The sequence below is a fragment of the Sphingomonas sp. PSPC2-2 genome, assembly GCF_049897725.1.
Lineage (GTDB): Bacteria > Pseudomonadota > Alphaproteobacteria > Sphingomonadales > Sphingomonadaceae > Sphingomonas.
Genome location: NZ_JAFCWU010000004.1, coordinates 122128 through 146210 on the forward strand (window position 1 = coordinate 122128; position 24083 = coordinate 146210).

Genomic DNA, 24083 nt, shown 5'->3' on the forward strand with positions numbered 1-24083 from the left:
GGGCGCGACGCACTTAGGCTGGACGTCGCATAACACCGCTGGGAGACCGTTATGTCGCTGCGACACAAGCGCCTGCGGATTGAGGCAGTGACCACCAGATTGAATGCGGTGTCGTCCCGTGGCTAATGCTCGGCGTCTGATCACCCGACGCAATCTCCTGATCGTCGCGGTCTTGGGATTGATTGGCGTTCTGGGCGCGCTGGCCGCGAGTTGGCGGCCAGCAATCGCGCCGATTGCCGTTCCTCCACGCGCAAGTTTCGCGCAGACCGAGATCGCGCGCGGCGCAATTCTGGCCAGAATCGGGGATTGCGCGGTGTGTCACACCGCGGATGGCGGACGGCCGTTCGCCGGTGGCCGTGCACTGCCGACCCCGTTCGGCACGCTGTATTCCGACAATCTTACGCCCGATCCCGCCACTGGCATTGGCAATTGGTCGGCGGCGGCCTTTCGTCGGGCGTTGAAAGACGGCGTGGCGCGTGACGGGAGCCATCTCTACCCGGCCTTGCCCTATGAGCATTTCACCCACACCACCGATCGCGACCTTGATGCGCTTTATGCGTATCTGATGACGCGCGACCCGGTGGTGGCCCCGGCACCGCCGAACAAGCTGATCCCGCCGCTCGGATTCCGCCCGTTGCTGGCGGGATGGAAGCTGCTTTTTCTGCACAAGGGGCCGGTAAAGGGTGATCCCACGCAATCGGCCGAATGGAATCGCGGTGCCTATCTGGCCGAAAGCCTCGGCCATTGCGGGGCTTGCCATACGCCACGTAACCTCGCCGGGGCCGAGGAGCGTTCGCGGGCCTATGCCGGCGGCGTTGCGGAGGGCTGGCGCGCGCCCGCGCTCGATGCGCGTAACCCTGCTGCCATCGTATGGACGAAGGACGCGCTGTTCACCTATCTTCGTACCGGTATCTCGCCGCAACATAGCGCGGCGGCCGGGCCGATGGGGCCGGTCGTGGCCGATCTGGCGCAGGTGCCCGAGGGCGATGTCCGCGCCATCGCCACCTATATCGCCTCGAAAATGGCCGGGGGACGACGGGACAACGCCGCCGTTGCGCGATCGATCGACGCGCCCGACCGTGCGGCGGGCACCAATCCGGCCGGTGCCGTCCTTTTTGCGGGGGCTTGTGCCGGCTGTCATGGACCCGGTGCACCGATGATGGGGCAGGGGCGGCCGTCGCTCGCGCTGGCAACCAGCCTGCGCGACGCCGATCCGACCAGTGCGATCCAGGCTGTGTTGCAGGGGATCGCCCCGCCTGTCGCCGACCGCGGCCCCAAAATGCCGAGCTTTGCCGACAGTCTGAGCAATGCCGAAGTGGCGCAGACGCTGGCCTATGCCCGCGCCCGCTATACGGACGAGCCGGCGTGGGCCGACCTCGAGAAACGCGTGAAGAGCGCCCGCAAGGAAGGCACCGCGCAATGACGATTTCGCTTACCGTCAACGGCGTCACCCATAAGGTGGAGGTCGATCCGGCGACGCCATTGCTTTATGTATTGCGGGGCGAATTGGCGCTCGATGGCGCGAAATATGGCTGCGGACTTGGCCAGTGCGGTGCGTGCACGGTCCAGCTCGATGGCAAGGCGATCTTCTCCTGCGTGACCCCCGTCGCAGTCGCGGCCGGGCGGGCGGTGCGGACGGTGGAGGGGCTGGGCACGATCGACCATCCCGGTCCGTTGCAACGCGCGTTTGCCGAGGAACAGGCGGCGCAGTGCGGCTATTGCATCGCTGGCATGATCATGCGCGCGCAGGCGCTGCTCGATGCCAATCCTCATCCTGACGAGGCGGAGATCCGCCGTCACATGCAGACCAACCTCTGTCGCTGCGGAACGCACATGCGCATCTTGCGCGCTATTCGCCGCGTCGCGGGGCTTCCGCGCGATGGACATACGGCATGAGTACAATTCTTCCTTTGCGTCCTTCGCGTCGCGACGTGCTTGCAGGCGGCGGGTTGCTGGTCGCCTTCAGTTTCGCATCGCGCAGCCTCGCGCTGGCGGGGGGCGGTGAAGGCGGCGGCGGCCCCCAGGTGCTCCGGCCCGACCTTCCGGGCGACCTGAAGATCGCGCCCGAGCTCGACAGCTGGATCCATATCGCGTCTGACGGGAGGACCACGGTGTTTTCGGGCAAGGCCGAGTTGGGGCAGGGCATCCGGACAGCGTTGCTTCAAGTCGTCGCCGAGGAACTCGATCTGCGGCCCGCGCAAATCGACTTCATCACTGCGGACACGGCCCGCACCCCCGATGAAGGGCTCACCGCCGGCAGCCATTCGATGATGGACGGGGGCACTGCGCTGCTGAATGCAGGCGCGAACGTCCGCATGATTTTGACTCGTCAAGCGGCGCAGCTTTGGAGCTTGCCGGTCGACCAGCTTACGACGTCGGGAGACGGCCATGTCGTCGCTCCCGATGGGCGGCGGTTGGCCTATGGGGCGATCGCGGCGAAAGTGTCGCTACATGTCGAGGCGATCCCGAACGCGCCCTTGCGCAACCCCGCGAGCTATCGGACGCTCGGGAAAAATTATCCACGCGTCGATATCCCCGCCAAGCTGACCGGCGGTGCCGCTTACGTCCAGGATTTGCGGCTGCCCGGCATGTTGCATGCAAGGGTGATGCGCGGCCCAAGCTATGGCACCAACCTCGTCACGCCCGATCTGGCGGCGGTGCGCCGGATGCCGGGCGTTGTCGCCGTGGTCGAGAATGGCACCTTTCTCGCGGTCGTCGCGACCAGCGAGTGGCAAGCAATCACCGCTATGCGGGTGGCGCAGCGGGCCAATTACGTCCGGACGATGCCACCGCTACCCGTGGTCGACGGGGTGCAGACCTTGCTCGGCCTGCCGTCACGCGAGATCGTCGTCCTCGATACGCATGACGCCACATCGCCGACGGAACACATGATCACCGCATCGTATAGCCGCCCGTGGATCAGCCACGGCTCGATCGGGCCGTCATGCGCGGTCGCGTGGCTCCGCGAGGACAAGGGCGAGAAAGCGCTGACGATCTGGTCGCACAGCCAGGGTGTGTTCGACGTCCATCGCGCGGTTGCCGGGCTGGTCGGCCTCAAGCCCGAGCAGGTTCGCTGCATTCACAGCCCTTCGGCCGGGTGTTACGGCCAGAATGGTGCCGACGACGTCGCCGCCGAAGCTGCCCTGATCGCGATGGCCCTGCCGGGGCGGCCGATCCGGTTGCAGTGGATGCGCGAGCAGGAGTTTGGCTGGGAGCCGAATGGCTGCGGGATGATCACCAAGGTACGGGCATCGCTCGGTGCCGACCGCAAGATCAGTTCGTGGCAGTATGACGTGTGGAGCAATGCGCACAACAATCGGCCGGTCCAGCCCGGCGGCTATGCCGTCGCGCAACAAATCGTGCCGCCTTTCGCGCCGCAGGTTCCCGCGCCAATTCCGATGCCGGAGGGCGATGGCGATCGCAATGCCAACCCGCTTTACCGCTTCCGCAACATGCACGTAATCTATCATTTCGTGCCGCAAATGCCGCTGCGCGTTTCGGCGCTGCGGTCGTTGGGTGCGCATCTCAACGTCTTTTCGATCGAGAGCATGCTCGACGAACTTGCGCTTGTCGCGCACGTCGACCCGCTCGATTTCCGCTTGGCGCATATGGAAGATCCGCGCGCGCGCGCGGTCATCGCTGCGGCTGCCGAACGTTTTGGCTGGCGGTCTCGGCGCAAGGGCGATGGACGTCGCGGGTGTGGAATGGCGTTTGCGCGCTACAAGAATATCGGTGCCTATTGCGCGATTGCGATGGAAATCGAATTGGTGCGGGAGAGCGGCCGCATCATCGTCCACCGCGTCGTCGCCGCCGTCGATGCCGGTCAGCCGGGCAGTCCCGACGGTATTGCCAACCAGGTCGAAGGCGGGATCATCCAGTCGATCAGCTGGGCAACGCGCGAGGCCGTGACCTATGACCAATCGCGCCGCACCAGTTTCGACTGGGGCACCTATCCGATCCTGCGTTTCGAAGACGTACCCGGCTCGATCGATGTGGTCGTGCTCGATCGACCCGGTCAGCCGTTCCTCGGTGCCGGCGAAACGGCACAGGGGCCGACATCGGCGGCGCTCGCCAATGCGCTGGCGGATGCAACGGGGCTGCGCCTGCGCGACATGCCGCTCGATCCTGCGACGATCCTGACTGCACTCGGGCCCGAGGGGTAATGGCAATGGCCCGCACCCCCGCACGGGAACGGCATCGGCACGGCCGACTGCCGGTCGACTGCGCGATCGTCCAATATGGGCGACCGCTGGACGCCTGGTCGGCGTGAGCGACGCAAGCCTGGTCGTGGTCGGCGCGGACGGTAGGGTCGCGCCACGGAATTCGCCACCGTCGGAGGAGGACCGCCCGATTGGTCCGCTCGCCGCCCTGTCGGTGCGCAATTTTCGACATTTCGCCATTGGCCAGGGCATCAGCCTGATCGGCTCCTGGACCGAGACCGTGGCCCAGGCGATCCTTGTGCTGCAACTGACCAACTCGGCGACCGCAGTGGGATTTGCTACGGCCGCGCGGTATCTCCCGGTGCTGCTGCTGACGCCCTATGCGGGCTTGCTGGTCGACCGGATGAGCAAGCGCCGCTTGCTGGTGGCGACCGCGTCGCTGCTTGCGTCGCTGTCGCTGCTTCAGGCGGGTTTGGTGCTGACGCACCGGATCGACATGACCGTCGTGTTCGTGGTCGCGCTTCTGTTTGGATGCCTGTCCGCGCTCGACAATCCGGCGCGCCAGGCCTTTATCCCGGAAATGGTCGGCAAGCCGCTGATCCGCAACGCGGTCACCATCAACAGCACGATGGTCAATGTCGGTCGCGCGGTCGGACCGCTCGTTGCCGCGCTGTTGATCACCACCGTCGGGATCGGTTGGTGCTTTCTGGTCAACGCGATCAGCTTCGCTGCCGTGCTCGCCGCGTTGCTGGCGATGCAACGGTCCGCGCTGCATCCGGTTCAGCGCGTGACGCCGGCCCCCGGGCAACTGCTCGAAGGTTTTCGCTATGCCCTGACCGTCCCCGAAATTCTCGGGCCGGTCGCGATGATGGCATTGATCGGTACGTTCACCTACGAATTCGAGGTTAGTCTACCGCTGTTCGCAAAGGTGTCGCTTGCGGGCGGCGCGGCAAGCTATAGCTGGCTGCTCGGTGCCTTCGGCGCGGGCTCGGTGGTGGGCGGCATCTATTGCATGCTGCGACCGGAGCTTGGTCTGCCGCGGCTGGTTCGGGCGGCATCCCTTTACGGGGCGGCGATGCTTGCGACAGCGTGCGCACCCACGCAAACGATTGCGGTCGTTCTGCTGTTTGTCGTCGGACTGGCGAGCATTACCTTCATCACGACGGGCAATGCGACGATTCAGTTGGCAGCCGCGCCACAATATCGCGGGCGGGTGACCGCCTTGTGGTCGACCGCGTTCGTCGGATCGACCCCGATCGGGGCGTCGATCATCGGGCTGATCGACTCGATCGATCCGCGCTGGGGGCTGGGGGTCGGTGGGATCGCATGCCTGGTCGCCGTGCTTGTGGGGAGAGCGGCGGCGCGCGCACACCAATAGTGTGCGGCGACGATTCTCTTGGCGTGGCGGGTCGAGCGTGTTTCCCTTTTGTGGGAGAAAGGTGAAGCCGGGTTCGGCAATGGGGTAAAATGGGGCATCTGAATCTCTTCGGCATCGTTGCCCTTTGCGCCGCTGTTGCGACGCCGGGGATGACGTGCGCGTCGCCCCGGCCCGTGAAAGAGGTCCGCCTGCCGGCCCAGCCGTTGCGCGCCGCGCTGCAGACGCTGGCGCGCCTGTACCAAGTTGAGCTGCTTTTTTCCGATGCCGCAATCGGCACGACCGGCGCGCCTGCGGTGTCGGGCAAATATCGTATCGACGACGCGCTGAAAGCGGTGCTCGATGGAACCGGTTTCGTCGAGCGGCGTACGAACGGCGGCGGGTACATCGTCGTCAAGGCGACCGAGAGCGAGACCGAAGCGGCGACGGCACCCGTTCCGGAGATCGTGGTGGTTGGCAGGCGTACGCAGAATGCCGACATCCGGCGCTTCACCAACGATGTCCAGCCGTATCAGGTCTTGACGCGCGCCGATATCCGCAGCGCCCACGCGTCGACGGTGGAGGAACTGATCGGAAAGCGCATGTCGGCGGATGCGCGAGGCGTCTCGTTCATGCACTCGCCGATCTCGGGGCAGGCGTCGCCGCAGTCCACGGTCAATTTGCGCGGGTTGGGCGCGGACGAGACGCTGGTCCTGGTAGATGGACGCGCGATGCCGCGATTGCCGGGCCGAACGCTGACATTCGTCCAGTCCGACGTCAACGCGGTGTCGCCGGAAAGCATCGAGCGTGCAGAAATTGCGACGTCGACTGCGGGCGGTATCTACGGTCCAGGTGCGATCGCCGGGGTGATCAACCTGGTGCTGCGCCGCGATTATCGCGGAGCCGCGTTGACCGTGACCAGTGGTGTGACGCAGCGTGGGGACGCCCCGCAAGGCCGGGTCGATGCGCGGATCGGCTTCACCCCCGATCACGGGGCAACCGATGTTATGGTCTCCTTCAGCCGCGCAAGCAGCAGCGCCCTGCACATTGGGGACCGGGACTTCGCGCAGAGAGCGAATGATCGCATCCTCGCCACCGCTGGCGCAGCCTATGAATATGGCGATCTGCCCGTTTCCGATTCGGTCAACATCGCGGGTTCCGGGCGCGTGCCGTTGACCTTCAAGCCCGAATATGGCGGCGGTGCGCTGGGCAGCTTCATCACCACCCTGCCGCCCGGGAACGGCCGTTCTGCCGCGCAGACTGCGGCGCTGCTGCTCGCCAATGCCGGTCGGCTCGACACCACGCCGTCGAGCAGCGAAGAGGGCAGGCTACGCAGCCTGACCGTCGCGCAGGAGACAAGTTCCATCCTCGCCACTATCCGCCATCAGTTCGGCGGTATTGAAATTTACGGCGATTTCATTCGGCTGGTCGACAAGGGGGCCGTCAGCGGCACAACCTATGGTGCCTTTGTGCAGATGAGCGCGACGGATCCGAACAATCCGTTCCAGCAGGACATCGATCTCAGCTTGCCGTTCTACGCGTATTACAGCGCCACGCGCCAGCGGATCGTCACGACCCGGGGAAGCGTCGGCGCTGTCGTGGGCCTGCCGGCCGGGTGGAAAGCAAATCTCGATCTCAGCCTCGGTTCGGCGCGACAGGAATTGCGGCAGAGCGGGGAGACGATGAACCTGACGGCCTTGTTGCAATTGGCCGGCTTTGCATCGCCAAGCCCCGACGCGATCAATCCGCTTGGCGACAGCACAGCATTGCAGGCCGCACTGGCGAGCAATGCCGTTCCCGTCTTTGTATCCTCGGTTCAAACCAACCGGATGAGCGACCTGTCGGTGCGGTTGAGCGGGCCTGTCATGGCTTTGCCGGGTGGGGCGCTGTTCGCGACGATATTGGCGGAGCAGCGATACGAGCGCGTGGCACCGACCACCTATGTGAACCAGGTGTTCGGGCTACCGCTGTCCAACACGCTCCGGGGATATTCCGAGCGTGTGCGCTCCGCTTATGTCGAAGTGCGCGCTCCCCTGGTCTCGGACCAAGCGCGTTTTGCACCGTTGCGGGGGCTTGAAGTGCAAGTCGCAGCCCGCATCGACGCCACGCGCGTCAATGCCTCGCCCGACCCGAAAGACGACCCCCAAATCCTGTATGAGCGCTATCGCGGCAGCGAACGGCCGGTGATGGTCTTTACCGCTGGCGTTAAGGTGCGCCCGCTGTCCAGGCTGTTGCTACGCGCCAGCCTCGCGACCGGCGAAACGTCTCCACCGCTGCAGCAACTTGCCGGGGGTTCTGCACAGGGAGCCGCGATCGATCCGAAACGCGGCAATCAAATCATCGCCCCACCGGCCTACACACTGATCGTGTTCAAGGATCCGTTGGTGCCCGAGCGCGCCGCGACGCTTTCGGCCGGGTTCGTCGCCAACCCGTTTGGCGAGAGCGGGACCAAGCTTTCGGTCGACTATTCGCACATTCGCCGCAGCCGTGAGGCCGGTGGGCCCGTTGGGAGTGCGCTCGTCATCTTGTACTACGAGGATCGCTATCCCGGCCGTGTGACACGGCTGCCGTTAACCGCGGAGGACGCGGCGAAGGGCTATACCGCCGGGGCAGTGACGCAGATCGATACGAGCTACACCACGGTGGGATGGACCACGATCGATGCGGTCGATGCGCGGATCGACCTGCCCTTTCGGAGTGCCCGTCATGGCGATATCGGCGTCTTCCTCGCCGGGACCTGGCAGCCGCTTTACCGGCATTATCTGGCCAACGGCTATCCCCTCCAAAATTTGACCAATCGGATCGACGGCGCGCTGGCCCTCCGCGGAAATGCCGGGCTAAACTGGACTAAGGGGCGGCTGGAGCTGGGTCTGGCCGCACAATATTACGGCGCTTACAGCGTTGAGCAGGGATCGGCCCTTACCACCACCCTGAACCCACGGCTCACCGCCCGGCAGGGCAGCTCGCGCATTCCGGCGAGCGTGACCCTCGACTTGGCGGTCGCGTATCGCATTCCTTTCGATCCGGGCGCGGCGCGCGGGCGGACGCTCGATCTCCGCTTTGGTATTGAGGACCTGCTGGATCATCGCCCCGCCACCGTGGTCAGTCAGGAAGGCGGTTATAGCGGCTATGGCGACCCCCGGCGGCGGCGTTTCGAGTTCACGCTCGCACTGGCAATCTGAACGCCGAAAAAAAAGCGGTGTGGCTTTTCGGGGAATGCGCGTCTTTTGTCCAATGACTGCGTTTGCCCTATCTCTCCGGCGCGATCCGGTGCCATTGCGGGGGGTGGTACTTTGCGCCCTGATGCCGCACAGGTATGGCGTGCCCGATCGCAAAAACTCTCCGGCGAATGACGCGCGTGGCCTTGCGCTTGAGGCCTTGCGCGACCCGCTGATCGGCTATTTTCGTCGCCGTGTGGCCGAACAGGATGATGTTCAGGATCTGGTTCAGGAGGTCTTTCTGCGTCTGTCCACCCGCGGCGGCGAGGACGGCATCGAGAATTTGCGGGGTTATGTTTTTCAGGTCGCGGCCAGCGTTCTGGCCGATCGCGGACGTCGACGCACCGTTCGCAAGCATGATGCGCATATCGAGTTCGATCCCGATCGAGGAGGTGGCGCGGAACTTGGCCCGGATCGGATCGTCGCGGGCCGCGAGGCGCTCAAGGCGGTGATGGCCGCCGTGGCGCAGATGCCGGATCGTACGCGAACCGTCTTCATTTTGCGCCGCCTGGAGGGAATGGCCTATCGCGACATCGCCGCGCAACTGGGCGTGTCGGTCAGCGCGGTCGAAAAGCATATGCTGCGCGCGACCGAGCGCCTTGCGCGATTGGGAGAGGCGCAGTGACGGTGCGTGTTACTCGTGCGCTCCTGCGCGGACTGTCGCCGACGGATGCGGCCGCATTGTGGAAGGTCCAACAGGATAGCGGGGCACCGGTTGAGGCCGGACTGTTCGCAAGCTGGCTCGAGGACGATGCCAATGCCGCCGCCTGGGGGAAGCTGGAAGACGCATGGTCAGCGTTCGATGCAGCAGATGATGCGGTGTTCGAAGATTTGCGCGCCGCAGCGCTGGCCGCAGGGCCGTGGAACGCCACCACACCGCCGTGGCGTTGGGTGGCCGGGGCGGCGGCAGCGGTCGCGGTGATTGGCGGTGCTGCGCTGCTGCTTCCCCGACCGGCCAAGCCTCCTGTCGTCGCCGACATGCGTGACGCGGGGGACATTTTGGTCGCGAGTGGTGGAGCGGTGAAGGCAATTGTGCTGCCCGATGGGTCGCGCATGACGCTTGACGTCGACAGTCGCGCGCGCGTGGCGTTCGGCAACGGGCGTCGGGTTTCTCTCGACCGGGGGCGTGCCTTGTTCGACGTACGGCACGATAGCGCGCATCCGTTTAGCGTGGCGGCGCGCGGACGGACGATCATCGATGTCGGGACACGCTTCGAGGTCGGTGTCGCGCCCAGTTCGCTGAGAGTTGCCTTGTTCGAGGGCGGTGTCCGCATCGAGGGCGGTGGCAGCGCGACGGTGCTGCGTCCCGGTCAGGCGTTCGTCGCAAATGCCGGCAAGCCGGATCGGGTGTCCTTATTGGCACCGGGCGCGGAAGCACTGTGGCGTCAGGGCTTGGCGGAATTCGACAATGCGACGCTCGCCGAAGCGATCGAACAGTTAAACGCGGGCAGTGAGGTCAAGTTGGTGATCGTCGATCCGCGGGTGGCTGCGCTGCGCGTATCGGGACGCTTCCGACTTCACGATCCGCTGCGCTTCGCCACGACGGTGGCTGAAATCCTGCCAGTGCGCGTGGTACGGATCGATCCCGCGCGGATCGAGTTGCGCTACCGCCGTTAAAATCCTCAGTCCCGGATGATTGTGATCGCGTCGTTCGATGCGGCGATGAGATTCGCCACCAGCAGGCGCAGTTCGGCCAGATCCGGCTCCGGTTGCCGCAGCAGGTGGTCGCAGGTCCGCGCGACAGTGCCGATCCCGACCAACGTCTCGTAAATGCGGATAAGTGGGGTTGCCTCCACCGTAGCTCCTTCACGGATCGCGCCACTCTCGATAGCGCGTTGGATGGTCTGGCTAAGATACAAAATCGATCTCCGCGTGTTCGGATGGAAACATCACCTGTCAGACGCACGCGCACCAACAATCCACATGGGAAATTTCGTCGCGGGAAATCGGCCGCTTGCTTATGCCGGTTGCGCCGCACGGTTTGATCGGCCAGCTATATCCGGCCCCGCGCGCCCGCGGCTGGGCAGATCAAGGGGGGCGAGGGGGCCGCGATGCTGGAAGGGAGAGCGCTCAGGCGACGGCTCAATGGCGCGGCCGCGCTTGCAGTTGCGCTGGCGATATTCGCGTTGGACGCGCTCAGCCCCCTGCAAGGCGCTGTAGCGGTTCTTTACACACTCGTCGTCCTGATGGTGGCGCGCAACCACGATCGCCAACTCGTCCTTGCGACCAGCGGTCTTGGGGCCCTGCTCGCTGCGGGTGCGTATGTCGTCAGCCACGGCGGTGAGCCTTTTGGCTCGCCTGCGATGCGCCTCGCGGTCAGTCTGGTCGCGATCGCGGTGACGGCCTGGTTGTGTCTGCGCAACCAGGCGGCGGTGCAGGACAGACTGCGCTCGGAAGCGCGCTATCGGACGATCTTCAGCGCTGCGGGCATTGCCATCTGGGAGACCGACTGGTCGGCCGCGCATAGCGTGCTGCGCCGGGGGCAAGAACCTGATGCGGCGATGATTTCCCGCGTCGGGCAAACCGCCGTCCTACGCGATGCCAACGACGCCGCGGCACGCCTCTTTGGACTGACCGACCGCGCGGCGCTTATCGGCGGGACCCTCGTGGCCTATTACACGCCCGCTGCCGAAGCCACACTTGGCCGCATCGTTTCTGCGCTCCTGCGGGGAGATCCGGTGATCGACGAGGAAACACGCTTTCGTACAGCAGCCGGAACGACGGTCGACGTCGTCTTGCGGGTGACACTTCCGCCCGGCGGCGACGGGTGGAGCCGTGTTCTGGTGATGGCGCTGGACATGACCGAACGCAACCGCGCCCAGGCGAAACTGGCCCAGTCGCAGGCCGAACTTACGCATGTGTCGCGGATCACGACGCTCGGGCAACTGGCGGCTTCGATCGCGCATGAGGTCAATCAACCGCTGGCAGCGATCCTCACCTTTGCCAATTCGGGCAAGCGCTGGCTCGCGCGCGAGGCACCGGACGCGGCCGAGGTCGCGGATTGTCTAGGCAACATTGCCACCACCGCCACCCGCGCCGCCGACGTGATTACGCGAATCCGCGACCTCGCCCGCCGCGCCGATCCCAAGCGCGAACGGGTGATCCTCGGCCCGTTGGTCGACGCGACGCTGGACCTGTTGCGCCGCGAATTGCAGGCACATGGCGTCGCCCTGCACCTGAGTGGCCTGGACGGGCTGCCACCGATATACGGGGATCGCGTCCAGATCCAGCAAGTGCTGATGAACCTGCTGCTCAACGCAGATCAAGCCATGATCGCCACCCCCGCCGACCAGCGCATTCTGTCGCTCGAGGTGTGGCATGACGCCGAAACGATCGTCCTTGCGATACGGGATCGCGGCGTTGGCATTGCTGGGAACCCCGAAGCACTGTTCGCACCCTTTTTCACGACCAAAGTGACCGGGCTCGGCATGGGGTTGTCCATTTGCCGTTCGATCATCGAGCAGCATGGTGGCACGCTGGTGGCGGCGAACAATGCCGATGGCGGCGCGACCTTCACCGTGCGGCTGCCCGTCACTCAGGAAACACCCTCGGACCACGATAGCGCGCGCGCGGGTTAGCTTCCCAGCAACTGGTCCACCTGCGCGCGGAATTGCCCGATGCGCTGGCGGTCGGCGGATTCGGTGTGGTCAGGCTTGGCGGCGGCCACCGGACAGTCGGCGGCGATCAGGACGTTGGTGATGGCGTCCGCGCTCATGCCGGGGTCGGCGCGATGAATCTCCGCGATTGCCTCTGCGATGACATTCTCGCGGTCGGGGCCGGAAAGTCGGCCGGTCAGTCCCGCGACGTAGCTCGCACCGCCAATGGAGGCTGGTGCCACGGCCGCCGGATCTGGGCAACCCACGGGCTTGGACGGTGGCGCGCAGCCGCCAAGCACCATGCCCAAGGATGCCGTCATGGCGAGGTATCTCATGCGATGTCTCCCGGATACGCCGATACCGGCTTCGCCTGGTCGGGTTGGCAATTATGTCCCCGGGGTCCGCGCTCCAATCTATACGAAGGTTTGCACGCCTAGGTATGATGGCGGCGTTTCCGCGCGCTTCGTAGCCTGCGCTCCATTGCAAGGAGCCAGCCACATGTCCGTCATCCCGCAACCCCCGATCCAGCCAATCCGCGATCAAGCGCTTGTGCTTCCCCTTCTGTCGTTCAGCACGGGCGCGGCCGACGGCTTCGCCTATCTGGCGCTGGGGGGAATCTTCACCGCCAACATGACCGGAAACGCGGTGTTGGCCACGGTGTTCACGCGACCGGGATATGAGACGGTGTTGGCCGGGGCGCTGACCGCAATCGGGGCGTTTGCGCTGGCGCTGGCCGCGGGTTTCCGCATGACCCGCGCGCGCGGCAACGATGCGTCGCTGGTCGCGCTTATTGCCTCCGCCCTGTGCCTTGCCGCGGTGGCGTTATGGTGGTGGTTCGGGCCGCATACGGGATTGGCGGTGTTCGGGCTGATCACGCTGTCGGCGGCGGCGATGGCGCTGCAGACGGTCGCGGCGAAGCGCGACGGCGTGCCGCACGGTGCGACGACGACCTACGCTACGGGGACGCTGACGGACCTTGTCGGAGACATCGTCGATGGCAAGGCACCATGGAGCAGCCCGCGCTGGCTGGTGTTGCTGGCCTTGCCTGCGGGTGCCTTGCTGGCGGTCGGGATCGCACTGTACTGGCCGGCGGCAACACCGCTCCTGCCACTTGTGTCGACGACCGCCAGCATCGGCTTGATCCGGCGACGGCGCGCCGGTTAGCGAAGGACCTTCACGGTGCCGACAAGATCAACATTTTGCGGTATTGCGCTGGCCGGTTTCACCTTCACCCGCATGGCGTCGAAGGTCAGGCAGTTGCCGGGCGCAATCACACCGACCTCGGCATCCCAAGAAACCTGGATCGGGTAGCCGTGGCGGGCGGCTCCAATTGCGTTGGGGTCGGGCTTTCCGGCGCAAATCTCGATGTCGTGGACGCGTTTGAAACGGATCAATTCCACATCGCGTTCGCCGTTCAGGAAGAAGGTGTTGCGCGGCGCGTCCCATTCCGCTTCCTGCATGATCGGATCCGAGGGGGGCAGGCCCTCATTGGTCATTTTTTGCGCCATGGCACCACTGGCACCAAGCATTCCAACCGAGACGGCTGCGGCAGTGATCAGTCGAACGAACAGAGTCATGGTACTTCTCCCACTTGTGTCCGCATGAGATGCCGCGCCGGGCCGCTGTCCCTGAATCATACGTTGGTCTAGCCCAGACCTTGGTGTGGGGCGGCAGCTCCGGATGTCTGACCCAACCTTCGTATGACTGGCACGGCGCGCTGGGTGGCGCATCTTGGCGACGGGCGGCCCCAATGCACCGGCCGCCCAATCCCCCTTTGCAAGGATGAGTCATGACCGACACCCACAGTGCAAGTTCCGCTCCGCACCACGAAGTGCCAACCTTCGGCAACCCCGATGAGCCGGCCGAAGGCACCATCAACACGCGGGACGATCCGCGTAGCAACACGATGGGCGGACCGCGTAACCCGGTGATCGAAAGCCAGTTTCCATCGCAGATGGACGCTCCGGCGACCGATATCAGCACCCAGCCGTTTTTCTGGTCATCGTTCAACATCTCGCCGCGACGCCAGCAAAAGGGCGGGTGGGCGCGCGAACTGACCCAGGCCGATTTCTCGATTTCCGACGAGATTTCGGGCGTCAACATGTACCTTGCGCCGGGCGGCGTGCGCGAGCTGCATTGGCATCAGACCGCAGAATGGGCGATCATGACGCGCGGACGTTGCCGCGTGACGACGCTCGATCGCCACGGCCGGCCGAGCGTCGAGGATGTCGAGGCTGGCGACCTGTGGTATTTCCCGCCGGGCCTGCCCCACTCTTTGCAGGGTCTCGGGCCCGATGGTGCCGAGTTCGTCATCGCGTTCGACGATGGTGCCCAGTCCGAAAGCAATACGCTGCTGATTACCGACTGGTTCGCGCACACTCCGCCCGACATTCTGGCCAAGAATTTCGGCATGCCGGTGGAAACTTTCGCAAATATCCCCTTGCACAATTTGTGGATCTTCCAGGCCGACGAACCGGGTGATCTTGCCGCGGACAAGGCGGCGGCAAAGGTCGTCGAGGGAACCGAGCCGGTGATCTTCCGCCTCGGAAAATCGCCGAAGATCCTCAATAACAGCGGTGGGTCGATCCAGATCGCCGACAGCAGCAACTTCAAAATCGCGACCAACGTCGCAACGGCACTGGTCACGGTCGAGCCCGGCGGGATGCGCGAAATGCACTGGCACCCCAATGCCGACGAATGGCAATATTATCTGCGCGGCAGTGCGCGGATGACGGTGTTCAACACCGGCCCCAAGGCTACGACCAACGATTTCCGTGCGGGTGACGTCGGGGTCGTGCGGCGCAATCTTGGTCACTATGTCGAAAATACCGGCGACGATGTGCTCCAGTTCGTCGAGGTGTTCCGCTCCGACCATTATGAGGAAGTGTCGTTGGCGAATTGGCTGAGCCACTTGCCCCCGGCGCTGGTGAGCCAGCATTTGAACATCGACCCATCGGTCCTGGCGAAATTCCCGCAAGGCACGCGCGGCATCGTGCCGCTGTCAAACGGGTGAGCATCGCCTGACCGGTAAGCCCGGACCAACCAAGGTATGAATTGCCGGGATCGGAGCGAGGCGGGCAAACGTCCGCGTGGCTTCGATCCCACGGAGGTGCCCGTTCATGACCGTCGAACACCCCGTTATGCAGTGCCGCATCGTTACGCGGCGATGAGCGGCAGCGTCCTACCGTATCGCTTCCAGCCCGAGGAGCGGCCGGTTTTCCCCGGAGCGCCGTACGCCCCGCGCCAAACGACGTTGAATCGCTGCCTCTATGCGCTTTCCGCGCTCGTCATGGCGATGACCGCCGGCCTGTCCAACGGCCTGGTCAGCGTCAACCTGTTGTGGATTTCCGGGAATGTCGGGCTCTATGCAAGCGAGGGCAGCCTCCTGCTCGCCGTATATGTCGCTTTCAACGCCACCGCGAACCTGCTGCTCGTAAAGGCGCGGACGCAATTCGGCATCCCGGCGACCATGCATACGGTGCTGGTGGTGCTGATCGGCGGTCAGTGCCTGCAAATGCTATGGCCCAGCTTCGGCATGGAGGTGGTGGCGCAAGCGGTCAGCGGGATAGCCGCGGGCGGGCTGACCTCGCTCACCCTCTACAATCTGTTTCAAGTGTTTCCGCTGCGCTATCGACCGATGGCGCTTGTCATTGGGTTCGGCTTGCCACCGCTTGCCATTCCGATCGCGCGGCTCTTCCCGATCGACATCATCGCGCTGAACGATTGGTACGGCCTGCACGTCATCGTCGCGACGATGGGGTTGGCCGCGTTGACGATGCTGGTGCTCATGCCGTTGCCCCCGACGGAGCGGGCAAAGGTGTTCGAGCCGCTCGACGCAGCGACGGTCGGGCTGACGATTCCGGCAATGCTCCTGATCTGCACCGTGCTGGCGGAAGGGCGGTTTCTGTGGTGGACCGACGCCCCGTGGCTCGGTTGGGCGCTGGCCATTGCCCTCCCGTTGCTGGGTCTTGCGCTGTTGATAGAGGCACGCCGGGCGCGGCCCCTTCTTTGGGTGCGGTGGTTCGCCACCGTCGATATCCTCCGGTTTGCGCTGATCGCGCTCGTCTTTCGCGTCGCGCTGGCCGAACAGACGTACAGCGCGATCGGCCTGCTGACGCTTGGCGGGCTGACCAGTGACCAACTGCACACGCTGTTTCTGTTCGTTCTCTTCGCGATGGTCGCCGGCACGATCGCGGCCGCCGTCCTCGCAAAGCCCGAACGCTTCACCGAGCTTATGCTGGTGGCGGCGCTGGTGATCGCGCTCGGGGCATGGCTCGACACCGCATCCACCAGCGAAACCAGGCCAACGCAGCTACTGCTCAGCCAGTCATTGCTGGGCTTCGGCGCTGCGCTGTTTCTGGGGCCGGCCTTGCTGGATGGGTTGCGGCGTGTGACCCTCAAAGGGCCCACGCATCTGGTCAGCTTCGTCGTGCTGTTCAGCACCACGCAGAATGTGGGTGGGCTGATCGGGGTGGCGTTTCTTGGTACGTTGCAGACCGCGCGCGCGCGCCTCCACGCCGAAGCGATCGCAGAAAGCGTTTCGCTGGGTGACCCCGGTGTCATATCGCGCCTGGCGCAAAATGCCGAGGGTATCGCCCGCGTCGTGATCGATCCGGCGCATCGGCAGGGCGAAGCGAACGCGCTGCTTGGCTCCGCTTTGCAGGATCAGGCCAATGTGCTGGCGTTCAACGATTCATGCTGGGCTGTCACCTGGATCGCCTTGGCCACCACGCTGCTGTTGCTGAGCACCCTCGTCAACAGCCGTTTTCGACTTTTTGCAGGCGCACGCCACCTGAGGGGTAACGAATGAGCGACCGTGAGACTTCCCCCGCAGTGTCGTCCGGGGCGGCTGCCCCTGAAGCGGCATCGGCGGCACCAACCGTTTGGGAGCCGCCCAAAAGATCCTTTCTCGTCATGGCCGCACTGGTGGCAATGCTGCTGATCGCCATCTCGGGGATTCTCCAGCTTTGGGGCATAGGTCCGTTTGCGGGTGCCGATCAGCGGACCGACAATGCCCTGGTCCGCGGCCGCACAAGCGTGATCGCGCCGCAAGTCAGCGGCTATGTCGCACGGGTGCTGGTGCGAGACTATGAGCGCGTCGAGCGCGGCCAGATTCTGGTCCTGATCGACGACGGTATCTACCGCGCGCGCTTCGAGCAGGCGCGCGCCAACCTCGATGCCCAAATCGCGGCCCTTGCGAACAGTCAACAGGCGCGCGCGGCCCGTGCGGCGGGGGTGGTCGGCCAGTCGGCAACGATCGCCGGTGCAGAGGCGCAATTGCGCAAGGCCAAGGCCGATATGGCTCGCGCGACCGAGCTTGTCGGCGACGGGTCGATTTCCGTGCGCGAGCGCGACAGCGCCTCGGCCGCCCTGACACAGGCGGAAGCGCATCTGCGCGAAGCAATCGCCAGTGAAGATATTGCGCGGCAGGATTTGCGCACGGTCGATGTCGGCAAACGCGGGCTGTCGGCACAGGTCGAGGCGGCGCGGGCGCAATTGCACCTTGCCGAGATCGATTTGCTGCACACCGTGATCCGCGCGCCCGAGCCGGGGCAAATCGGCGAAGTGCACGTTCGGCTCGGCCAGTTTGTCACCAATGGAACAGAGTTGATGCAGCTCGTCCCGCCCGATCGTTGGGTGATCGCGCAATATAAAGAGGCGCAGACCTATCACATGGCGGTCGGCCAGCGCGCCAGCTTTACCGTCGATGCGCTGGGCGGCCATCGAATGCTTGGCCGCGTCGTGCGCATTGCCCCCGCGAGCGGCTGGGAATTTGCCGTTTTGAAGCCGGACAATGCCACCGGGAATTTCGTCAAGATTCCGCAGCGGATCGGCGTGATGATCATGGCCGATCCGGGCCAGGCGCTGCTCGATCGGCTTCGTCCGGGCATGTCGGTCGAAACGCGCGTCGAAACGGACGAGCGGCGATGATGCGTCGAGCCAGCGCGGCGGGCGCGGTGCTGCTGCTTGCGGGGTGCGCCGGGCCTCGACCGTCCATCCCCCAATCGGCAGCGGTCGTCGCGCCCACGGCGTGGCGGGTCGATGGAGGCGCGGGGGCGATCCAGGCGATCCAAAACGACTGGTGGGAAAGTTTCGGAGACCCCGCGCTAAACGCATTGGTGGGTGAAGCGCTGCGCAACAACGTCGACGTCATGGTCGCTGCATCGCGGGTTGCGCAGGCGCGGGCACAGTTCCGCCTTGTCGCGAGTGCGGCAAGGCCCGCGATCGGCGTTGGCGGTCAAGGTGGCTATGGTCGCAGCCTCAACGCTTTCGGGGTCGGCTTGGACCAGGTCGATGGCACGGCGTCGGTGACTGGATCATATGAGCTCGACCTTTTTGGAAGGTTGGCGGAGGCTCGCGGGGCCGCGCGGGCGGACCTGCTGGCGAGCCAGGCCGCGCGCGACACGGTCCGGCTGGCGGTCGCGGCGCAGGTGGTCGAAGGCTATATCGGGTTGCGCGCGCTAGAGGCGCAGCTCGCGATTGCGCAAGACACGCTCGCAACCCGTGCCCAGGAACTTGAGCTGATTCGTCATCGTGCCGCCGCCGGTTATTCGCCTGCGCTCGATCTCGCTCAGGCCGAGGCGGAGTATCAGGTCGCGGCGCAACTCGTGCCGGCCACGCGATCGGCGATCACCCGGCAGGAGAACGGTCTTAGCCTGCTGTTGGGCAAAGCGCCGGGCGCGATTGCGCCGGGTGCCGCCATTGACGGTTTGGTCGCGGTGCGGGTGCCCGTCTCGCTTCCCGCACAGGTCTTGCGGCAGCGTCCCGATATCGCTGAGGCGGAAGACCGCGTGGTAGCGGCCGATCGTCAGCTCGATGTCGCCCGCGCATCATTTTTGCCCCGCATCCAGCTATCGGCCTCGGGCGGCGCGGTGGCATCGAATATTCTTCCCAACCCGGTCAGTCTGTTTTCGCTTGGCGGATCGATCCTTGCGCCGCTGTTCGAAGGCGGTGCCTTGCGCGCACGACAATCCATCGCAGCCGCAACGCGGGATCAGGCCGCCTTCGCTTATCGCAAGGCGGCGCTGACGGCGTTTGCGGAGGTTGAAAACGCGATGGAAAGCAACCAGCGTCTCGCACAGCAACTGGCCGCAGCCGAGCAGCAACGCGCCGCGCTCGCGACCGCAAGGGCGTTGGCGGTCAACCGCTACCGTGCCGGATACGCGCCCTATCTCGATCAGCTCGACGCCGAACGGAGTTTGTTGAGCGCGCGTCTGTCGGTGGTTGATCTGCGGGCCGCACGGTTGCGGGCGATCGTCGTCCTGTACCGCAGTCTGGGTGGCGGATGGTCGGCCCCGGTGGGAGGCTCTGCGGTCGCGCCTTGAGACCCTGAAAGGCCCGGATCGACAACCCGCCGATCACAGCGAGGCGGTAGGGGAAGCGTTTGTTTTCGCAGCATTAAGCCGCGGCTAAACCCAACGTATAATTCAGCGGCCAAGGGTTTTGCGGCATCCCTGAGCGGAAGCTGAACAGCTTTCTCGAACCAGTCGGCTCGGGTCCTCGCGAAGCGCCATGCGGCGTTTCCGCTCTAAGGAGATTATCGTTATGATCACGTCTCGGTTTTCCAGTGTGGCCGCCGCACCCGTCCTGGCGGCAGTCCTCGTCGCTACGCTGTCGGGGTGCGTGACCACCAAGGAGGCGATCGCGCACAAGGAAAACGATCTTTCCGCAGCGGGCTTCATCGATAAGCCGGCGAACACGCCCGAACGTCAGGCGATGCTGGCTCGCTTGCCCGCGAACAAGTTCGTTCGCAACGTCAAGGGCGACACCGTCAAGTATGTCTATGCCGATCCCAAGTCCTGCAACTGCCTCTATGTCGGCACGCAGCAGGCTTATGGCGCGTATGTGAAGACGATGCAGGCGAAGAATCTCGCCGACGAGCAGCAGATGACTGCTGAGGAATATAGCGATCCGGCGTGGAACTGGGGTGCCTGGGGTCCCTGGGGCGGGTTCGGTTGGGGCTTCGGTCGTGGCTACGGCTGGTAATTCCTAAGACGGCGGGGCTCGATACCATCGAGCCCCGCCGCCAATTGTCGAGCTGGTCAGGCGCCCGTCCCAGCTCGATCGATGTTTAAGTGGATCGGCGGTTTTGCCGACGCGCCAGTCGGGCCTTCTAGCTTGCCCGCTGCCACTTGCGACGCCAGACGAGCGGCGTCTGATCCACAAATCGCCGGAACAGTCGCGTGAGATGGGCCTGGTCGGCCAGCCCGCAGGCATTTGCGATCGCGCTCAGCGTTTCCGACGTCGTTACCATCAGCATTTGCGCTTGGGCGATCCGACGACGCGTGATGTAGGTCCGCGCGGTCTCTCCCAGGCTGACTTTGAACGCACGGCAGAAATGCCCCTTGCTCAGCCTGGCGAGCGCCGCCAGTTCGCCGATACCGATCGTCCGGTCGAGATTGCGATCGATATGGTTGGTCACCACCCGGATTTGCCAGGCCGCCAGGCCGCCGCGAATGGTGCCTGCAGCCGGCGGCGTTTCGGGCGGGCGCGAAACGCCGCCGTCCGGTGCGGTATGCAGCATCTCGTCCAGCAGGCGAAGGCATTCTCGCGCGGCGTCGAGATCGGTCTCCAGGGCAACCTGCGCGCCGCGAATGAGGGCAGCCGCAGATACAGGCTTGGATTGCTCGACAGAATTCAGCAGCATGTCGCCAGTCTCCGGTCTGGTTTATCGTCCGGGTCGCGGGCGGTGCCGCGCAACCTCTGGACTTGGCTAGCATGCGGAGAGATAGGGAACTTTTATACGGAGGTATGAAGTAGCCCGGCCATGCCGCCGTGGCTGGGCAACGCGCTTCGCCGACCGACCGCGCTCAATAGCGCGGCTGACCAGCCGTCGACGCCCCGATTTTGCCGCGAAACACCCAGTAGCTGAATCCGACATAAGCGAGAATGACCGGCAGGATCACCACAATGGCACCTGCGACGATGACCTGCGTGCGATGCACCGAAGCGGCCTGCCAGATCGTCATGACGCCGGGAATGGCTGCAGGCCAGATGCTGATCCCAAGACCGGCGAGCGCGGTCAGAAGCAGCACGATCGTGGCCGCGAACGGCAGCCATTCGCGTTTGCTCCACAAGGACCTCCACGCCGTAAGCCAGGCAAGCGCCGCAAGGATCGGAAGCGGCGCGAGATACACTGTCCCGGGGAGCGTGAACCAGCGCGCCCAGACAGAAGGCAATGCAAGCGGCGTCCAAAGACTGACCAAGGCAATCGCCGCGCCGGTCGCCAGCAGGCCGACCCGCGCAATCTCGCGCGCGAAGATCTGGGTGTTGCCATCGGTTCGCCAGATCAGCCATCCTGCCCCAAGCAGGGCGTAGAACGCGACCATGCCCAGACCGGTGGCGACCGAGAACAGTTGCAGCCAGTCGAACGGACTCCCCGCAAATTGACCGTTTGCCACGGCAATGTCGCCGGTGATGAACGCGCCCAGAATGGCACCTTGGCAAAATCCGGCCAGTGCCGATCCACCCGAGAAAGCCATCGTCCAGCCGAGCTCGAGCGGGCCGCCCTGTGATCGGAACTCGAACGCGACGCCGCGGAGGACCAGCCCCAGCAGCATGAGCGCGAGCGGGACGTAGAAGGCGGGTAGAAGAATGGCAAAGGCACCGGGGAAGCCGGCGAGGAGCACCATGCCCCCGAGCACCAGCCAGGTTTCATTGCCGTCCCACATCGGCGCAAGCGAGCGCATCATGGCGTCGCGCGTGGCGGTCGCTGGGGCGAAGGGGAACAGGATCCCCACGCCCAGATCGAAACCATCCAGCGTGACGTACAAACCGATCGCGAGCGCAGCGAACAGGGCGAACAGGACGGGATAATCGATCATGGCTTGGTCCTTGACGTCGCGTCTGGCAGGCCTTGGGCTCCTGCGGGGCGGCCGACCGGCGGCGTTGGTGCGAGGTTCGACGGGCCGCGGAAGACCATTTGCCCGGCATAAAAGAAGAAGCCCAGCAACAGCAGGTTGTAGAGGATCAAGGCGACCCCGAGCGAACTGGCGACTGCCCCACCGGCAAGCGGCGATACGGCGTGCGCGGTGCGGAGGTGGCCATACACAACCCACGGCTGGCGACCGACCTCGGTGATCGTCCATCCCGCGAGCGTCGCGACGAAGCCCAGCGGCACACTCGCCATGCAGGCAAACTGATACCAGCGTGTGTCGTACAGGCGTCGACGCCAGCGCAGGAAAAGCCCCGTCATGGCGATGGCGAGCAACAGGATGCCGCACCCGACCATGATCCGGAAGGCAAAGAATACCGGCACCACCGGCGGGCGGTCGATCGCGGGCACGCTCTTGAGGCCCTGGACCTGGCCGTCGAGCGAATGCGTCAGGACGATGCTGCCGAGCACAGGGATATCCAGCGCATAGTCGTTACGCTCCTGCTTCTCGTTCGGCCAGGCGATAAGCGTGAGCGGGACGCGGGACGCCGTGTCCCAGCGAGCCTCGATCGCCGCCAATTTGATAGGCTGATATTGGCGGGTATTCTGGCCATGCTGGTCGCCAATTTCCAGTTGCAGCGGCACCAGGATCGCGGCGAGCCAGAGCGATGCCGAAAACGCCGCGCGCGCAGCGCTCTGGTCGCCCGGGCGTCCGCGCCACAGCCAGAACGCCGAGACCCCCGCCACGACGAACGCGCCAGTGACGAAGCTTGCCGTCACCATATGCGCAAAGCGATAGGGCATCGATGGGGTGAAGATGACGCCCCAGAAGTCGGTGGCGATGAAGCGTCCGTCGGCGGTGGTGGTGAAGGCCTGGGGGGTCTGCATCCAGCTATTGGCGGAAATGATCCAGAAGGCGGAAATCACGGTTCCCGTCGCGACGATCAGGCACGCGGCAAAATGGATTTTGTCGCCCACCCTTTCCCGGCCGAAGAGCATGATTCCGACAAAACCGGCTTCAAGAAAGAAGGCCGTCAGCACCTCCAGCACGAACAACGGCCCGATCACGTTGGCGGTTGCGCGGGCATAGGCGGACCAGTTGAGCCCGAGCTGGTATGAAATCACGACCCCGGTGACGACGCCCATGCCGAAAGCCAGCGAAAAGACCTTGATCCAGAAGCGTTGTAGTTCCTGCCATACGGGATTGCGGGTGCGCAGCCACGCTGCACCGAGGAACACGATGAACCAGGCAAGGCCGATCGTGAAGGCCGGCCACAGAATGTGATATCCCATGGTGAACGCGAACTGGAGCCGCGACAGGATTAGCGTGTCCATAATGCTACTCCGCGCAAGTGAGCGCTGGCCGAGAAACCCGGCGTGGCGATGAACGGGGACGTTCTGGCGGTGGCTGTGTCATGGCCGGAGGAGTGCACGACCCCTGTGGGGGCGTATTGCACGGTGTTGCTTTACTTGAACGATCGCAACACATCCCGTTTCCGACGCGAATGGGGCACAGCGTCCACCGCATCGCCCGGCAAAACCGGGCATGAAACGGACCATCCGGCCCATTGACCGGCGCGCAACCGTCCGGGTGTTGTGACCGACAATTTCTGCCCCCGCTCGTTTGCGATCCGCCGATGCCAAGCTGACACCTTCTCCCGCCACCGTGACTGGTGCGCGGCGATGAGCGGGAGGCGCATGATGCATAAAAGTAGCGCCGGACAGACACCGGTTGGGGGCGGTGGTCTATCCGGCGCTTCCGATCCGGGGGATCGGGAGGGGAGAGCTTTTTAAAGGCTCTCGTGCAGAAAGTTGGGAGGGGGGCGGGTAACTCTCTGCACGGCCTAAGTAAGGTTTTGCGTACCGCGAAAAAATCATACG

The 24083-nt window shown here is 64.8% G+C and carries 20 protein-coding genes; 14 read left to right on the forward strand and 6 right to left on the reverse strand.

The annotated features are described in order from the left end of the window. The first annotated feature begins 118 nt into the window (after positions 1 to 118). The 7 genes from ACP7BY_RS08980 to ACP7BY_RS09010 all read left to right on the forward strand — a co-directional run bounded on the left by ACP7BY_RS08980 (position 119) and on the right by ACP7BY_RS09010 (position 10349). Positions 119 to 1423 (forward strand): c-type cytochrome, encoded by a 1305-nt coding sequence (locus tag ACP7BY_RS08980; protein WP_249340792.1) that lies wholly within the window; start codon positions 119 to 121, stop codon positions 1421 to 1423. Beyond that, a complete protein-coding gene (locus ACP7BY_RS08985) occupies positions 1420 to 1896 on the forward strand; it encodes a (2Fe-2S)-binding protein (protein WP_033967443.1) in 477 nt (158 codons plus the stop codon). Before ACP7BY_RS08980 ends, ACP7BY_RS08985 begins: the two co-directional genes overlap by 4 nt. After that, positions 1893 to 4163 (forward strand): molybdopterin cofactor-binding domain-containing protein, encoded by a 2271-nt coding sequence (locus ACP7BY_RS08990; protein ID WP_033967442.1) that lies wholly within the window; start codon positions 1893 to 1895, stop codon positions 4161 to 4163. Before ACP7BY_RS08985 ends, ACP7BY_RS08990 begins: the two co-directional genes overlap by 4 nt. 103 nt (positions 4164 to 4266) lie before the next feature. Further along, complete coding sequence (locus tag ACP7BY_RS08995; RefSeq protein WP_171010443.1) at positions 4267 to 5538, forward strand: MFS transporter; 1272 nt, start codon at positions 4267 to 4269, stop codon at positions 5536 to 5538. An 89-nt stretch (positions 5539 to 5627) separates the two neighbouring features. Then, positions 5628 to 8696 (forward strand): TonB-dependent receptor plug domain-containing protein, encoded by a 3069-nt coding sequence (locus ACP7BY_RS09000; RefSeq protein ID WP_033967441.1) that lies wholly within the window; start codon positions 5628 to 5630, stop codon positions 8694 to 8696. A gap of 139 nt (positions 8697 to 8835) precedes the next feature. Next, positions 8836 to 9357: an RNA polymerase sigma factor gene (locus tag ACP7BY_RS09005; RefSeq protein WP_171010442.1), complete on the forward strand. Its 522-nt coding sequence runs from the start codon at positions 8836 to 8838 to the stop codon at positions 9355 to 9357. Continuing rightward, a complete protein-coding gene (locus tag ACP7BY_RS09010) occupies positions 9354 to 10349 on the forward strand; it encodes a FecR family protein (protein WP_171010441.1) in 996 nt (331 codons plus the stop codon). Before ACP7BY_RS09005 ends, ACP7BY_RS09010 begins: the two co-directional genes overlap by 4 nt. A 5-nt stretch (positions 10350 to 10354) precedes the next feature. Here the strand turns inward: ACP7BY_RS09010 and ACP7BY_RS09015 are convergent, their stop codons facing one another. Next, positions 10355 to 10528 (reverse strand): hypothetical protein, encoded by a 174-nt coding sequence (locus tag ACP7BY_RS09015; RefSeq protein ID WP_156143110.1) that lies wholly within the window; start codon positions 10526 to 10528, stop codon positions 10355 to 10357. Positions 10529 to 10783: 255 nt separating this feature from the next. Between ACP7BY_RS09015 and ACP7BY_RS09020 the strand changes: the two genes are divergently transcribed. Continuing rightward, a complete protein-coding gene (locus ACP7BY_RS09020; RefSeq protein ID WP_052192575.1) occupies positions 10784 to 12310 on the forward strand; it encodes a sensor histidine kinase in 1527 nt (508 codons plus the stop codon). Here the strand turns inward: ACP7BY_RS09020 and ACP7BY_RS09025 are convergent. Next, entirely contained in the window at positions 12307 to 12663 is a 357-nt protein-coding gene (locus ACP7BY_RS09025) for a hypothetical protein (RefSeq protein ID WP_156143109.1), read from the reverse strand. The two genes, ACP7BY_RS09020 and ACP7BY_RS09025, sit on opposite strands and share 4 nt — an antisense overlap. Positions 12664 to 12826: 163 nt before the next feature. Between ACP7BY_RS09025 and ACP7BY_RS09030 the strand changes: the two genes are divergently transcribed. Beyond that, a complete protein-coding gene (locus tag ACP7BY_RS09030; protein WP_171010440.1) occupies positions 12827 to 13492 on the forward strand; it encodes a YoaK family protein in 666 nt (221 codons plus the stop codon). Here the strand turns inward: ACP7BY_RS09030 and ACP7BY_RS09035 are convergent. Beyond that, entirely contained in the window at positions 13489 to 13905 is a 417-nt protein-coding gene (locus ACP7BY_RS09035) for a hypothetical protein (RefSeq protein WP_137902370.1), read from the reverse strand. The genes ACP7BY_RS09030 and ACP7BY_RS09035 overlap by 4 nt on opposite strands. Positions 13906 to 14117: 212 nt before the next feature. Between ACP7BY_RS09035 and ACP7BY_RS09040 the strand changes: the two genes are divergently transcribed. From ACP7BY_RS09040 to ACP7BY_RS09060, 5 genes are all read left to right on the forward strand, one after another. Then, a complete protein-coding gene (locus tag ACP7BY_RS09040; RefSeq protein ID WP_033967436.1) occupies positions 14118 to 15341 on the forward strand; it encodes a cupin domain-containing protein in 1224 nt (407 codons plus the stop codon). 153 nt (positions 15342 to 15494) lie between these two features. Continuing rightward, a complete protein-coding gene (locus tag ACP7BY_RS09045; RefSeq protein WP_126848491.1) occupies positions 15495 to 17138 on the forward strand; it encodes an MFS transporter in 1644 nt (547 codons plus the stop codon). After that, positions 17135 to 18259 carry an HlyD family secretion protein gene (locus tag ACP7BY_RS09050; protein ID WP_033967435.1) on the forward strand — a complete coding sequence of 375 codons (1125 nt, stop codon included), beginning with the start codon at positions 17135 to 17137 and terminating at the stop codon, positions 18257 to 18259. Before ACP7BY_RS09045 ends, ACP7BY_RS09050 begins: the two co-directional genes overlap by 4 nt. Beyond that, positions 18256 to 19653 carry an efflux transporter outer membrane subunit gene (locus ACP7BY_RS09055; protein ID WP_249340791.1) on the forward strand — a complete coding sequence of 466 codons (1398 nt, stop codon included), beginning with the start codon at positions 18256 to 18258 and terminating at the stop codon, positions 19651 to 19653. The genes ACP7BY_RS09050 and ACP7BY_RS09055 overlap by 4 nt, the downstream gene beginning before the upstream one ends. A gap of 220 nt (positions 19654 to 19873) precedes the next feature. Further along, positions 19874 to 20314 (forward strand): hypothetical protein, encoded by a 441-nt coding sequence (locus ACP7BY_RS09060; RefSeq protein WP_212742080.1) that lies wholly within the window; start codon positions 19874 to 19876, stop codon positions 20312 to 20314. A 127-nt stretch (positions 20315 to 20441) separates the two neighbouring features. On the opposite strand, the gene ACP7BY_RS09065 is transcribed toward ACP7BY_RS09060, so the two are convergent. The 3 genes from ACP7BY_RS09065 to ACP7BY_RS09075 form a co-directional block, all read right to left on the reverse strand. Beyond that, complete coding sequence (locus ACP7BY_RS09065; RefSeq protein WP_052192572.1) at positions 20442 to 20975, reverse strand: helix-turn-helix domain-containing protein; 534 nt, start codon at positions 20973 to 20975, stop codon at positions 20442 to 20444. A 163-nt stretch (positions 20976 to 21138) separates the two neighbouring features. Continuing rightward, the gene (locus tag ACP7BY_RS09070; RefSeq protein ID WP_033967434.1) at positions 21139 to 22152 is read right to left on the reverse strand and encodes a cytochrome d ubiquinol oxidase subunit II; all 1014 of its coding nucleotides are present in this window, start codon (positions 22150 to 22152) and stop codon (positions 21139 to 21141) included. Continuing rightward, entirely contained in the window at positions 22149 to 23537 is a 1389-nt protein-coding gene (locus ACP7BY_RS09075; RefSeq protein WP_033967433.1) for a cytochrome ubiquinol oxidase subunit I, read from the reverse strand. Before ACP7BY_RS09075 ends, ACP7BY_RS09070 begins: the two co-directional genes overlap by 4 nt. Positions 23538 to 24083 lie beyond the last annotated feature (546 nt).